Genomic DNA, 13,464 nt, shown 5'->3' on the forward strand with positions numbered 1-13,464 from the left:
AATATATAAGTAAAATTACTTCAACGTAAATTTAACTTTCGTTTTAATAGCATCAGAAGAATTTCCGATTTGTGCTTCAAAATCTCCCGGTTCAGCTACCCAATCGTGTTTTTGAGCATCAAAGTAACTTAAAGCTGACTTGTCGATAGTAAATGTCACTTCTTTTTCTTCTCCCGGATTTAAAAATACCTTTTCAAAACCTTTCAATTCTTTGGCTGGTCTTTCCACGGAAGATTTTAGGTCAGAAATATACAATTGAGCAACTTCCGCTCCGGCTCTTTTTCCTGTATTTTTCACAGAAACCGTAAACGTAATTTTGTCGTCCTGAGACATTGTTGTTTTATCAGCTTTAGCTTTTCCAAACTCAAAAGTGGTATAGCTTAAGCCATGTCCGAAACTGAATAATGGTTTGATTTTCTTTGTATCATGCCATCTGTATCCTACAAAAATTCCTTCGTTGTACGTGATGTTGATCGGGTTTTTCTGATCTTTTCCTTTTCCTGCCGCAAATTCATCTTTTTGACCAGGATATTCTCCTAATTGGTGAGCCGAATTATCTTCCAGTTTCACAGGGAAAGTAAATGGAAGTTTTCCTGATGGATTAGCATCTCCTGCTAAAATTGAAGCAATAGAATTTCCTGCCTCAGAACCTAAATACCAAGATTGTAAAACAGTTGGAACTTCTTTAATCCAAGGCATAGCTACTGCATTTCCTGAAATTAAAACTACTGCAAGATTTTTATTCGCTTTTGCCAATGCAGCAATTACATTATCCTGATTGTATGGCAATCCGTAGCTTTTTCTATCATTTCCTTCACTGTCCTGGAAGTCTGCTTTGTTCAATCCTCCCACGAAAATGACGTAATCAGATTTTTTTGCCAATTCAACGGCTTCATTCAGTAATTCAGCTTCAGAACGAGTATCTTTCAAATCCTGTCCGGATTTTACACCATTATATTCTCCGCCAATATCTCCCACATATCCTCTTGCGTATTGTACATCAGACTGTTTTCCGAATCTTGCTTTAATTCCGTCTAAAGGAAGCGTTTCATATTTCACTTTTAATGAAGAAGAACCTCCGCCAACAGTCATGATCTTGATCGCATTTTCACCAATTACAGCGATTTTTTTAGCTTTATTGGGATCAATGGGAAGTACATTTCCTTGGTTTCTCAACAATACAATACCTTCTTCACCGATTTCTTTAGCCACAGCCTTGTGCTCTTCAGAAGCAATATTTCCGAAAGGCTTGTTTCTGTTCATTGTCGTTTTATAAGCTAAACCTAAAAGTCTTGAAACTTTATCGTCAAGCTCTTTCGTTCCTACTTTTCCAGATTTAATTAAATCTAGGTAAGGTTTTGCCAAATAATAATTATCGTAAGCATTTTTCGTTCCAGCCGAAAGTCCGTTGGTCCAGCTTCCGAATTCTAAATCTAATCCGTTATGGATGGCCTGTTCAGTATTGTTTACAGCTCCCCAGTCGGAAACGACAACTCCTTTGTATTTCCATTCTCCTTTCAAAATATCATTTAAAAGATACTGGTTCTGGCTTGCGTATTGACCTTTGTACATGTCATAAGCTCCCATAATCGTCCAAGAATCTCCTTCTGTAACAGCGGCTTTGAAAGCCGGAAGATAAATTTCATACAATGTTCTGTCATCCACTTTTACATTACTGGTATGACGGAACATTTCCTGATTATTCAGTGCAAAATGCTTTACGGAAGTTGCTACACCATTAGATTGAACTCCTTTGATGTAAGGAACCACCATTTTTGAGGTTAAATAAGGATCTTCCCCCATATATTCGAAGTTTCTTCCGTTCAGTGGAGTTCTGTAAATATTCACTCCAGGTCCTAAAAGAATATCTTTTTTTCTATAACGGGCTTCTTCTCCAAGAGCCTTTCCGTAGTTCCAAGACATTTTTTTATTCCAAGTTGCGGAAAGTGCCGTCAAAGCGGGATAAGCAATAATGGAGTCATTCGTCCAGCCTGCCTGGTTCCATTCGTCCCACATTACTTCAGGGCGAACTCCATGAGGTCCGTCTGTTGTCCAGAATTCTGGAATTCCCAGTCTTGGTACACCCGGAGAACTGAATTTTGACTGGGCATGAAGCATAGCCACTTTTTCTTCCAGTGTCATTCTGGATAGGGCATCCTGAACGCGTTGCTCAACGGGTTTCGATTCGTCTAAATAAACGGGTAGAGTAGTATTTTGAGCCATATAAGAAGCAGAAATAAGAGTAAATAAACTTACAATGGCGGTTTTCTTTAACATAAAAAGCCTTTTTATTGATAGGTAACAAAATTAGCAAAAATATTTATTATCTCAAATTGAGAAAATGTATTTTTTTGAATAAATGTCTAATTATCATCCTTTTTATGAAAGAAATAATTTTAAAATTTGGTGATAATATACTTAAATGTACCAGATATAACTTTTATCTAAACATCGATTTTCTACTAGTTAGAACAAATCTCGATTGAATTTAAACACTTAGAATTTTATATTTTTGATTTGGTACATTCAAATATATAGTTGCCTAAATCTTAATTCTCTGAAAACAATAAGAGCAGCTTTATAAAAAAGCTGCTCTTATAAAGAATTAGATTATTTTTTTACTTTATAATGGAAGTTATAATTAAATCTCCATATTTTTCAATTGCTTTACTTTTTGTTATATCTTCTTTTGTCAATTGATTAGTCTTTATAAATCGATTATTTCCTTTTACATAAAGTGTTATGCGTTCATTTTTAATTGAACCATCTTTTGTTTTACTAAAAGTGGCATTATCCACAAAACCTATAATAAAAGTATGAACTCCCAATTCCGGGTTATTTGGAGATATCCTAATCATTTTAATTTCAGGTACATCCTGAAGTAATACTTCAAATTTTTCACCTATATACTTTTTGGAGGTATTTTCCATGATTTGTAATTTTTGCTTATCCTGAGGATTAAGCTGTTGTGAATACATCATAACAGATAAAACTAAATTTGTAATAAATACTATTTTTTTTACTATTTCCATAATTAACATTTTGTTTGGGAGTAACCTGAGCCGGAGCCTCCACCTCCATCGTCATCTTTTTTAGCTCCTAATTTATGGAAATTACCATCAGCCCCTTTTTTCAATAATGCTAATCCTGTATTGTATTTATCCAGCATATATGCTAAAGCTATCTCATATGAGGTTTGATTATCAGTATTTGCATCGAATGCCACATCATTATATTCATCATTAAGCGGAGCTGGAAAGTTGGGAGCATATGGAGGATTGCTTACTGATGGATAATTACTTAAGAATTGGTTCATTGCTGCAGGGTTTGTTACCACTAATGCATAAGCCGAGCCATTCTGAGCTGTCACATAGTATGTACTATACGTGCTATATGCGTTATATGAATTCATTAAAGAATATGCATCTCCAACTGAAGGAGGAGTATTATTAGGATGTAAATGATTGCTGGCAACAGGACTTGTAAAATCATGCGTTAAATTTATACCACTCGGTCCTCCATGTTGAATATCAGTAGGAACAATATTACCATTTTCACTCCCTAATACATATCCGTGTTCATTCCCATCATTATAAGTTGGAAGTTTCTCAGCTCGTTTTTTAAATGCATCAGATTCTGAAAGTTCTGTCGCATATGCAGCAGCCTGAGCAGCAGCAGCGCAAGGATCTTGTTGTGGATTAGGACCAGGGATTGGATCATCACCTCCGTCGTCACCACCATTATCAGAAAGCCAAGAAAAAACATCTGTAGGACATACAGAGATACAATCCCCACAGCCAACACAAGCTTCAGGAGATATGGATATTTCCGTATCCTTCAATACTACATAGCCATCTACATCAAGATACGTATATCCCGCTTTTATGGCTTCAACAGGACATTCCGGAACACACATCGCACATTCAATACAATTTGTAACGTTTACTTCGATTACTGTGCCAATAGTAAAACTGCTCATTAAAAAATTATTTCTTTGTTTGTAAAGTTTTCTGTTATATCGTTATAATTAATGTACTTGAATTTCAATTTCCTGAAGGTGTTTGGCAGGCTTATTTCCAATGGATCATTAAACAAGACACAAGAGAAGCGATGATTGAGTTTTATTATTTTTAATTTATTATTAGTTTTATTTGTTTCACTAATAGATATATTTTCAGTTATATACCCTAGACTTACAAAATTCATTAATACTTTTTTTCTTTTATCATATTCGATACTTTTGGTTTTTTTACCCACTACATCACCTCCTTCACTAATAATGTAAATAGGTTTAAATCTTTTTTTTGAGCGCTCTGTGTTTTTATCATTAGTTTCTGTCTCAAAATGATCATCATTAAGACACGAAAGTAACGACATGGATAAACTAGTATAGACTAGACCATTAAGTGATGTTTTTAAAAATGTTTTTCTATTCATATTCACTGCTATTTACATTTAAAAAACGCTTAATTTCTATCAGAAGATTAATCTTTTATAGATAAGATTACACCCATAGGAATTTTTTCAAACCCTTAGGTTTTCTGGTATAAGTAGGCATCTGTATTTTCGCGCAAATATAAAATAATTATACTATTATTTCTTAAAATTTACTTTAAATAAAGGGTAAATATGGCTACTATCGGGTATTTAGAAAGAAGATAATACTATGAGTGAAGAATATTTGTTCTGGGATAATAAGACATACATTGATCAAATTATGGTAAAATAATATTTCATTTTTATGTTATAATGCCTGATTGAACTTTATCAATCAGGCATTATTGTTTTTGTTACGCTAAACTTTTAACAGAATCAGTTCCAACCTTTAATGGCTCCTCCTTTAAAAATCTCCTCTGCTTTTTTCATGACCTCATCAGATTCATAAGCCTTTACAAAGTTTTTTACTTTTTCAGAAGTCTTGTTGTCCTCTCTCGAAACAATTACATTCACATAAGGAGAATCTTTATCTTCTTTAAAAATTCCCTGTTTTTCCGCATCCAATCCTGCCTGTGCGGCAAAGTTGTTATTAATGATGGCGATAACCACTTCTTTATCATCCAATACTCTCGGCAATTGTGGAGCTTCAATTTCAAGGATTTTTAGTTGTTTAGGGTTATCCACAATATCAGTCACTTTAGGTAATAAACCAATACCGTCTTTTAATTTTAACAACCCGTTTTTCTGTAATAAAAGTAATGAACGGCCGCCGTTTGTTGGATCATTAGGAATGACAATTGTACTTCCATTTTGAAGTTCGCTGATGTTTTTAATTTTTTTCGAATAGGCTACAATCGGGTACACAAAAGTATTTCCAACAACAGCTAATTTATAACCTCTTTGTTGTGACTGTTCATTTAAGTAAGGAACATGCTGAAACGCATTGGCATCAATATCTCCGTTATTCAAAGCCTCATTGGGAACGACGTAATCATTGAAGGAAACCAGTTCTACCTCAAGATTATACTTTTCTTTAGCTACTTTTTTCGCAACCTCTGCAATTTCCTGTTCCGGTCCGGAAGTGATTCCTACTTTAATCACATTCGGATCATCTTTCTTTGGCGAATTGCAGGCTATAAATACTAATAAACCTGCTGCCAAAACCCCTAAAATCTTTATTTTTTTCATTGTCAACTATTTTCAAAAAAATGGCGAAAAAGGAAAAAGGTAATCTTTAAATTCTTTGATAATAAATAATAAAATATGGCTTTATACCTTTTGAATTACCTTTTTCGCCGGATCGATGGCTGAAATCATCATACCATCACACTATTTCACATTCACACTGTATTTTCAAAGTGCTTAAGCACTATATTTTCTAAATTTTTCAGTTTTAACGATGATCAAATCTTTTTGCTAATCGGTCACCTGAAAATTGAATAATAAATACGATGGCCACCAATAAAGCCAATACCAGATTCATAATGACCGCATCATAACCAATATATCCGTATTGATAACCGATCTGCCCCAATCCTCCTGCTCCGACTGCGCCACCCATTGCAGAGTATCCTACCAAAGTGATCAACGTTATCGTAGCATTGTTAATCAAAGACGGAAGCGCTTCCGGTAACAATACTTTTCGGATGATTTGGAGTGGAGTAGCTCCCAATGCTCTTGCGGTTTCAATCAAACCATGAGGAACTTCCAGCAAACTGTTTTCTACTAATCTTGCTATAAAAGGAGCTGCACCAATACTTAAGGGAACCAAAGCGGCATTCACGCCAATTGATGTTCCGACCAGACTTCTTGTAAACGGAATCATCCACACAATCAGAATAATGAAAGGAATGGAGCGAAAGATATTAACTAAAACAGATAAAGCTTTGTTATAAATTACATTTTCCAAAAGCTGTCCTTTTCTTGTTAAAAACAAGAGAATTCCAACCGGTAATCCCAATACAAATCCAAAAAATCCTGACACGAATGTCATGTAAACTGTCTCCCAAATTCCCTTCGATAAAAGAGAAATTATCGTATCACTAAGCATATCCTCTTACCGTATTTTGAATTTTATTCTGGTTGAAATAATAAAGAGCCTGCTGGTTTTCCTCTTCTTCACCCTGTAGCTGTAATAATAATTTTCCAAAGTTGGAATCTCCTAAATATTCAACATCCGCTTTCAGAAGTTTGTAAGGAATTTTATATTTATCATAAACTATTGAAAGTAATTCTTCAACAGATATTTGTTCATTAAGTTCAACCTCAACAAGAGGGAAGAGTCCGTTTTGCGGTTCTTTTTGTAGTTTTTTATTCAGTTCTTGTGGTATAGTCATAACACTAGAGTTTAAAAATTGTTTGATGATAGGATTCTCTTTGTTGGAGACAATCTCACTTAAAGTTCCTTTGGTTACTAGTTTTCCTTGGTCAATCACTGCAACATGGTTACAGACGGTTTTTATGACTTCCATTTCGTGGGTGATCAATAAAATGGTAATTCCCAACCTTTGATTAATATCCCTCAATAACTGTAAAATTGATTGAGTGGTTGCCGGATCGAGGGCACTTGTCGCTTCGTCACAAAGCAGGAGATAAGGATCATTGGCTAAAGCTCTTGCAATCGCAACTCTTTGTTTTTGTCCGCCCGAAAGACTTTTAGGATAATCATTGGCTTTATCTTTCAGACCAACGATTTTCAACAGCTCATTGACTTTTTGATGGATTTCCGTTTTATTAACATGATCCAGTTCTAATGGGAGAGCAATATTTTCAAAAACTGTTCTTGAAGAAAGAAGGTTAAAATGTTGGAAGATCATTCCTATTTTTTTTCTTTCGCTGGCTAATTGTTTGGAATTTAATTTAGTGAAATCTTTTCCATTGATGATGATTTCACCATTATCCGGTTTTTCAAGAAGATTCACCGTTCGGATTAAGGTACTTTTTCCCGCTCCTGAAAATCCGATGATTCCAACAATGTCGCCTTTTTCAATAGTCAGGCTTACATTATCCAGTGCTTTAAAAGACTGTTTTTTCTGGTGAAAAGTTTTTGAAATGTTCTTTATCTCTATCATTCTGATATTATTCTTAGTAAACAAAAAAGGCTCTACAACGTGGTAGAGCCTTTAAAAATATGTCATATAAAAGTAAGTTCAACCACAGCAATTTCGTAATTCAGGCATACAGCAATACATCATCATAGTATTGATGGTATGCTTTTTAATGGATTGATTTCTAAAATTCGATTTCATTTTATTTTAATGTCCTGATTACGGTTGCAAATATAAGGGATAAATTTTTATTAGTCCACTAAAAAAGTAGACTTTTTTGTAAATAATTTTGGATTGAAATTTAAATATTTGAAAATCAGTTATTTGTATTTGTTTTTTTCCTGTTGCTAAAAAATGCTAAAACTTTGGTCGAAATTATCATAGATCATGATGTAATTTTGAGAGAGGTCATAACTTTGTTATTATTAAAAATTAAAACAATGGAAAGAACAGAAGTAGTCTTAGGAAACGTAAGGGGAGAAGTTCAACTTTTCTCAGACGACAATAAAGCAGGAAAAATGGATATTTCAGTCATTGGAAACAAGCTGACTGTTTACCATACAGAAGTGAATCCTGAATATGAAGGAAGAGGATTTGCAAAATTATTACTGGAAAAACTGGTTTCTTATGCCAGAGAAAATGATTTAATGATCGTTCCGTTATGTCCTTACGTTCATGCTCAGTTCAAGCGTCATCCGGAAGAATATAATGATGTTTGGTTCAAAGAAACATTGTAAGAATCTGAATTTTAATTTTAATTGTAACTCTTAATTCGTCTGAAATGAAAATGCTTAATTTCTTAGTCCTCGGAAAAAATCAAGAAATTCTTGATGTATTAAAAAGAATTATAGAAAAAAATGAAGGCTGGAAAGCTGAACTCTTAAGCTCCGAAAATAAAGCGTATGATTATATTCGCAACAATAAAGTGGATATTGTCTTGCTGAGTTCTGGCTTGGAAGATCAGTTTGAACAAGATATTAAAAGGTTTTGTGAAAATTTGGATCAGGAAATTAAGGTAATAGAGCATTACGGAGGTGGAAGCGGATTACTGAAAAGTGAAGTGAATATTGCTTTTTCCCAAGCTGACGAAATTAAAAATGTTTTGCATAAAGCTGATTCCAGAGGGAAGTCGGAAAATGATTGGCTGAAAAGTGAAAAGACTTTTAGTTTTGGCGACTACTATGATCCTGAAAGAATTCAGTTTGGAGCCTTGAGAGTACTTAATGATGACACGGTGGAAGCGGGAAGAGGATTTGGAGTTCATCCCCACGATAATATGGAAATTATAAGCATTCCTCTTGAAGGCTGTTTGGAGCATGAAGACAGTTTAGGGAATAAAGTGACTATAAAAAGTGGTGAAATTCAGGTGATGAGTGCCGGAACCGGAGTGATGCACAGTGAATTCAGTAAAAATGAAGAAGGTTTGGTAAAGTTTCTTCAAATCTGGATCTATCCCAACAAAAGAAATGTTGTTCCAAGATACGATCAGATTACATTAGACAAAACAAAAAGCAAAAACAAGTTTCAGCAAATTCTTTCTCCTAACACCGATGATGAAGGAGTTTGGATTTATCAGGATGCATGGTTTCATTTAGGAAATTTTGAAAATAATATAGAAACCCATTATCAGATTAAGAAAAAAGGAAATGGTATTTATGCCTTTATCATTAAGGGAAGTGCAGAAATTGGCGGTCATAAACTGGAAGAAAGAGACGGCTTCGGAGTTTGGGATATTTCAGATGTAAATATTAAAATAACCTCAGAAAATACGGAGATTCTTTTAATGGAAGTTCCTATGGAAATTAATTAATTTTGTTTTATAAATATTGTTGGTAAGCTCTCTTTTTTAGGGAGCTTTTTATATTTAATTATTTTAATCAGTTAACTCCAGTGGATTTATATATTTTTCGTTTTCTTCTTTTTGTTTTTCCTTTTGTCTTAGAATCTCTTGTCCTTTTATAATTGTTGTTCCAGTGCTTGCAAGTACGCCTGCAACATTAGCATCAACATTTTGTTTGGCTTGCTTCAATTTTGCCTGTGTTGTTTCCGTAGCTCCCATATATCGGCTTTTTTTAATATTAACTAATTTGCCTTTCAGTTTGGAATTAGGTACAGATCTTACTATTTCAAAATCATAATCACCCCTATCATCTGTTATTTTAACAATTAATCCGGGTAATCCACTAAATTTCATCGGGCCATAAGGGAACGGAATTTCGGGAGAATACCAAGCAGTCCAGTTTCTTCCTTTAAAAGTAACTTCTGCTTTTTTACAATTAATTGTATTGATTATTTTCGTTTCATCCACAAGTTTCCAATTCTTTATTACCGGCTCTTTATAACTGAGTAATGACATGAATGCTGAATCGTAGTATTGTACATTTTCAGGTGATTGGATAATGGTAAAGTTTAGATTTGTTTTTGGAATTACGGTACCTTTTTTCCAGCCAATAGTAATGCTTCCATCGGTATTATGTGTTGTTGTACCTGAATTTGTCATTACTGAATCTCCTTTCAGTGATACAGCACTTGCAAAAAACGCTCGATTCTCACCTATTTGTAATGAAAAAAGCTCTTCATATCTGTTATCATTTCGGATGTCATATTTTGCTTTTAACTGGTAGGTAAAGTCGCCACGTAATGTATCTTTATTTGATTGAGCAAAAAATAAAATACTGTAAAATAATATGAATAGTGCTAGTAGTTTTTTGTAGTAAAACATAAGATAGGAAAGGTTTTTATTATAAAACTGTACTTGCAGTGAAATACTTTTCTCTACAAGTGCTCAAATTTAGATTAGTTGAAATTTATTTACTAGATTATTTTTCATTTGTAAAGTAATATTGAAATTAGGAAACAAATATAATAGGATAAGCCGGACGAAAAAAAACTCTTAAGAAAACTTCCTTTTTCTTAAGAGTTTTTTATATAGTTTTTTTTGATGTAATTTGTAAAATATGAAAATACAAATCATAAGCGATTTGCATCAGGAATTTGGATATACGGATTTATCATTTGATAATGCCGATGTAGTTGTTTTAGCAGGAGATGTGAATTTAGGAACAAAAGGAATTGATTGGATCAAGACTAAAATTCCTGATAAACCTGTAATTTATGTTCTGGGAAATCATGAATATTATAAAGGTTCTTATCCAAAAACATTACATAAAATAAAAGAGGCATCGCAAGATTCCAATGTCTTTGTGCTGGAAAACTCTTTTGTGGATATTGAAGGAATTCGCTTTCATGGAACGACTTTGTGGACTGATTTTTCAATTTTTGGCAACCCAATAGAATATGGAATGATCTGCCAGTCGGTAATGAACGATTATAAAAAGATAAAACGTGATCCTTCTTATTCCAAAATGAGAACTATAGATATATTTAAGATTCATCAATTATCTAAATTATGGTTACAGGAAAGTTTAGAAGAAGCAAAAGGAATGAAAAATATTGTAGTGACTCACCATGCTCCCAGTATTCAGTCAGTTACGGAGCAATACAAAAATGATCCCGTTACATCAGCTTATGCTTCTAATCTTGAAGATTTAATTCAGGAATATCAACCCTTATACTGGATTCATGGTCATATTCATACGCCTTCTGATTATGAAATTGGAGCCACAAAAATTATTTGTAATCCACATGGATATATTGATGAAAAATATAATGGCTATGAAAAGGAGCTGATTATAGAAATTTAACTGTTTTTTTCTTCATTTTCGAATGTCTGATTATTTTGGAATGGAAAGAACAAATTAGCAAAATCCAAAAAAAATCCCGATTTTTGCCCTCTTCTATAATTACGAAAATTCATGAAACTTTGTATTGCCGAAAAACCCAGTGTTGCCAGAGATATCGCCAAAGTATTGGGTGCTACCACGCCGAAGCAAGGTTATATGGAAGGAAACGGCTATTTTGTGACATGGACGTTCGGACATCTTTGTACTCTGAAAGAGCCTCATGATTACGGTCCGCAATACAAAGCCTGGAATTTGTTTTTGTTACCTATTATTCCTAACAACTTTGGAATCAAATTAATTCCTAATAAAGGTGTTGAAAACCAGTTTAAAGTCATTGAAAGATTAGTCGAAGAATGTGATGAGGTCATTAACTGCGGGGATGCTGGTCAGGAGGGAGAACTGATTCAAAGATGGGTATTGCAGAAAGCAAAATGTAACAAACCAATCCAGAGGTTGTGGATTTCGTCCCTTACCGAAGAAGCGATAAAAGAAGGTTTTGCAAGTTTAAAACCGGCTGAAGATTACAAAAATCTGTATCTCGCAGGAAATGCAAGAGCCATTGGAGATTGGCTGTTGGGAATCAATGCGACCCGACTTTTTACGAAAAAATTCGGCGGAAATAAAGCGGTTCTTTCTATCGGAAGAGTGCAGACGCCTACCTTGGCGATGCTGGTTCAGCGTCAAAAAGAAATTGATGCCTTTACTACCGAAGAATATTGGGAACTTAAAACCAAATACCGTGACGTAATTTTCAATGCTGCGATCGACCGTTTAAAAACTTTAGAACGTGCTGAAAAAGGACTGGAATATCTGAAAGTAAATCCTTTTGAGATTGTTTCTTTCGAAATTAAAGAAGGAAAAGAAAAAAATCCGCGACTTTTCGATTTGACCGGGCTTCAGGTGGAAGCCAACAAAAAATATGGGTATTCTGCAGAAAATACCTTGAATTATATTCAGAGTTTATACGAGAAAAAGCATGTGACGTACCCGCGTGTTGATACAACATACTTATCCGAAAGTTTATATCCTAAAATAGAAGGAATTTTACGAAAAATGTATTTCTATCAGGATTTAATTTCGCCTCTGTTGGAAGCTCCGATCCCAAAGTCAAAAGCAGTTTTTGATGACACCAAAGTTACCGATCACCATGCAATTATTCCAACCGAAGTTCCACCGTCTCAAAATCTGAGTAGGGAAGAAAAACTGATTTATGATTTGATTGCCAAAAGGTTCATTGCTGTTTTCTATCCTGAATGTAAAATTTCGAATACTTTGGTAGAAGGAAAAGTAGGAACAATTCCTTTCAAAACCAGTGGAAGACAGGTTCTAGAACCGGGTTGGAGAGCGGTATATGCTAAAGAACCCAAAGAAGAATCCAACGATAAAGAAAAAGAAAAGGAAGAAGAACAGACGATTCCTGAATTCACGGTTGGAGAAACCGGACCTCATGACCCGATGATTCACCAAGGGAAAACTTCACCGCCGAAACCTTACACGGAAGCAACGCTTCTTAGAGCCATGGAAACTGCCGGAAAGCAGGTGGATGATGAAGAACTTCGTGAAATGCTGAAAAATAACGGAATTGGTAGACCATCAACGCGAGCCAACATTATCGAAACACTTTTCAAACGAAAATATATCGAAAAGAAAAGAAAAAACTTAATTGCCACCCATACCGGAATTCAGCTGATCGACACGATCGAAGACGAATTGTTGAAAAGTCCTGAATTGACAGGAGAATGGGAATTAAAACTTCGTAAAATTGAAAGCGGCGAATATGAAGCCAATCAATTTAAGGAAGAACTGATCCAAATGGTCACAGAACTCACTAAAAAAGTGGTGGACGGAAAAGGAAAAGTGATTACTCTGGAAGAAGAAAAAGTTGAGGTAAAAGAAAAGAAAAAACGCGAACCAGCTGTTAAAAAAGAACTTCAATCCTGGGAAGAAACCAAATGCCCGAAATGTAAAGAACACCATTTGATGAAAGGAAAAACCGCTGTCGGTTGCTCTGATTTTAAAAACTGTGGCTTTAAGGTAAATTTTGAAATCTTTGGTAAGAAACTTTCTGATAAACAATTGATGGATTTAGTACTGAAAGGCAAAACATCAAAATTAAAAGGATTCAGTACACATCCGGAAAGTGTGACGGAAGGCGTTTTATCCTTTAATGATCAGTTTAGCGTCATTATTTCTTAATATCAAAATATATAAAACATAAAAAGGAACGGCTTAAGCTG

12 protein-coding genes are annotated in these 13,464 nt (G+C 34.4%); 4 read left to right on the forward strand and 8 right to left on the reverse strand.

Features of this window, described 5'->3' with window-relative positions; translation table 11 throughout:
• Positions 1-15 precede the first annotated feature (15 nt).
• From RM51_RS08550 to RM51_RS08580, 7 genes are all read right to left on the reverse strand, one after another.
• A complete protein-coding gene (locus RM51_RS08550) occupies positions 16-2,277 on the reverse strand; it encodes a glycoside hydrolase family 3 C-terminal domain-containing protein (protein WP_039367540.1) in 2,262 nt (753 codons plus the stop codon).
• Positions 2,278-2,618: 341 nt separating this feature from the next.
• On the reverse strand, positions 2,619-3,032 hold the full coding sequence (locus RM51_RS08555) for a hypothetical protein (RefSeq protein ID WP_131667062.1): 414 nt from the start codon (positions 3,030-3,032) through the stop codon (positions 2,619-2,621).
• 2 nt (positions 3,033-3,034) lie between these two features.
• Positions 3,035-3,979 (reverse strand): 4Fe-4S binding protein, encoded by a 945-nt coding sequence (locus tag RM51_RS19080; protein WP_052248438.1) that lies wholly within the window; start codon positions 3,977-3,979, stop codon positions 3,035-3,037.
• Positions 3,979-4,437 carry a hypothetical protein gene (locus tag RM51_RS08565; RefSeq protein WP_039367545.1) on the reverse strand — a complete coding sequence of 153 codons (459 nt, stop codon included), beginning with the start codon at positions 4,435-4,437 and terminating at the stop codon, positions 3,979-3,981. Before RM51_RS08565 ends, RM51_RS19080 begins: the two co-directional genes overlap by 1 nt.
• A 375-nt stretch (positions 4,438-4,812) precedes the next feature.
• Complete coding sequence (metQ, locus tag RM51_RS08570) at positions 4,813-5,625, reverse strand: methionine ABC transporter substrate-binding lipoprotein MetQ (RefSeq protein ID WP_039367548.1); 813 nt, start codon at positions 5,623-5,625, stop codon at positions 4,813-4,815.
• A 205-nt stretch (positions 5,626-5,830) separates the two neighbouring features.
• Entirely contained in the window at positions 5,831-6,487 is a 657-nt protein-coding gene (gene metI, locus RM51_RS08575; RefSeq protein WP_039367551.1) for a methionine ABC transporter permease MetI, read from the reverse strand.
• Complete coding sequence (locus RM51_RS08580; RefSeq protein WP_039367554.1) at positions 6,480-7,508, reverse strand: methionine ABC transporter ATP-binding protein; 1,029 nt, start codon at positions 7,506-7,508, stop codon at positions 6,480-6,482. The genes metI and RM51_RS08580 overlap by 8 nt, the downstream gene beginning before the upstream one ends.
• 416 nt (positions 7,509-7,924) lie before the next feature.
• Here RM51_RS08580 and RM51_RS08585 point away from each other — a divergent pair, with 416 nt between their 5' ends.
• Together RM51_RS08585 and RM51_RS08590 are read left to right on the forward strand one after the other, a co-directional pair.
• Positions 7,925-8,221 carry a GNAT family N-acetyltransferase gene (locus RM51_RS08585; RefSeq protein ID WP_039367821.1) on the forward strand — a complete coding sequence of 99 codons (297 nt, stop codon included), beginning with the start codon at positions 7,925-7,927 and terminating at the stop codon, positions 8,219-8,221.
• A 353-nt stretch (positions 8,222-8,574) separates the two neighbouring features.
• Positions 8,575-9,294, forward strand: coding sequence for a pirin family protein (locus RM51_RS08590; protein WP_039367823.1), 720 nt, complete (start codon positions 8,575-8,577; stop codon positions 9,292-9,294).
• A gap of 63 nt (positions 9,295-9,357) precedes the next feature.
• On the opposite strand, the gene RM51_RS08595 is transcribed toward RM51_RS08590, so the two are convergent.
• Positions 9,358-10,206, reverse strand: a complete 849-nt coding sequence (locus RM51_RS08595) for a GLPGLI family protein (RefSeq protein WP_039367557.1) — start codon at positions 10,204-10,206, stop codon at positions 9,358-9,360.
• A 235-nt stretch (positions 10,207-10,441) separates the two neighbouring features.
• Between RM51_RS08595 and RM51_RS08600 the strand changes: the two genes are divergently transcribed.
• On the forward strand, positions 10,442-11,188 hold the full coding sequence (locus RM51_RS08600; RefSeq protein WP_039367560.1) for a metallophosphoesterase: 747 nt from the start codon (positions 10,442-10,444) through the stop codon (positions 11,186-11,188).
• A gap of 111 nt (positions 11,189-11,299) precedes the next feature.
• On the forward strand, positions 11,300-13,423 hold the full coding sequence (locus RM51_RS08605) for a type IA DNA topoisomerase (RefSeq protein ID WP_039367564.1): 2,124 nt from the start codon (positions 11,300-11,302) through the stop codon (positions 13,421-13,423).
• Positions 13,424-13,464: the final 41 nt, after the last annotated feature.

Origin of the sequence: Chryseobacterium taiwanense (assembly GCF_000813825.1) — a bacterium.
Lineage (GTDB): Bacteria > Bacteroidota > Bacteroidia > Flavobacteriales > Weeksellaceae > Chryseobacterium > Chryseobacterium taiwanense.

What these genes read in the sequence shown, in the direction of transcription:
- metQ (WP_039367548.1), bottom strand. Translation starts at nt 5,625, where the DNA reads ATGAAAAAAATAAAGATTTTAGGGGTTTTGGCAGCAGGTTTATTAGTA.
- RM51_RS08580 (WP_039367554.1), bottom strand. Translation starts at nt 7,508, where the DNA reads ATGATAGAGATAAAGAACATTTCAAAAACTTTTCACCAGAAAAAACAG.
- RM51_RS08605 (WP_039367564.1), top strand. Translation starts at nt 11,300, where the DNA reads ATGAAACTTTGTATTGCCGAAAAACCCAGTGTTGCCAGAGATATCGCC.
- metI (WP_039367551.1), bottom strand. Translation starts at nt 6,487, where the DNA reads ATGCTTAGTGATACGATAATTTCTCTTTTATCGAAGGGAATTTGGGAG.
- RM51_RS08585 (WP_039367821.1), top strand. Translation starts at nt 7,925, where the DNA reads ATGGAAAGAACAGAAGTAGTCTTAGGAAACGTAAGGGGAGAAGTTCAA.
- RM51_RS08555 (WP_131667062.1), bottom strand. Translation starts at nt 3,032, where the DNA reads ATGGAAATAGTAAAAAAAATAGTATTTATTACAAATTTAGTTTTATCT.
- RM51_RS08565 (WP_039367545.1), bottom strand. Translation starts at nt 4,437, where the DNA reads ATGAATAGAAAAACATTTTTAAAAACATCACTTAATGGTCTAGTCTAT.
- RM51_RS19080 (WP_052248438.1), bottom strand. Translation starts at nt 3,979, where the DNA reads ATGAGCAGTTTTACTATTGGCACAGTAATCGAAGTAAACGTTACAAAT.
- RM51_RS08600 (WP_039367560.1), top strand. Translation starts at nt 10,442, where the DNA reads ATGAAAATACAAATCATAAGCGATTTGCATCAGGAATTTGGATATACG.
- RM51_RS08550 (WP_039367540.1), bottom strand. Translation starts at nt 2,277, where the DNA reads ATGTTAAAGAAAACCGCCATTGTAAGTTTATTTACTCTTATTTCTGCT.
- RM51_RS08595 (WP_039367557.1), bottom strand. Translation starts at nt 10,206, where the DNA reads ATGTTTTACTACAAAAAACTACTAGCACTATTCATATTATTTTACAGT.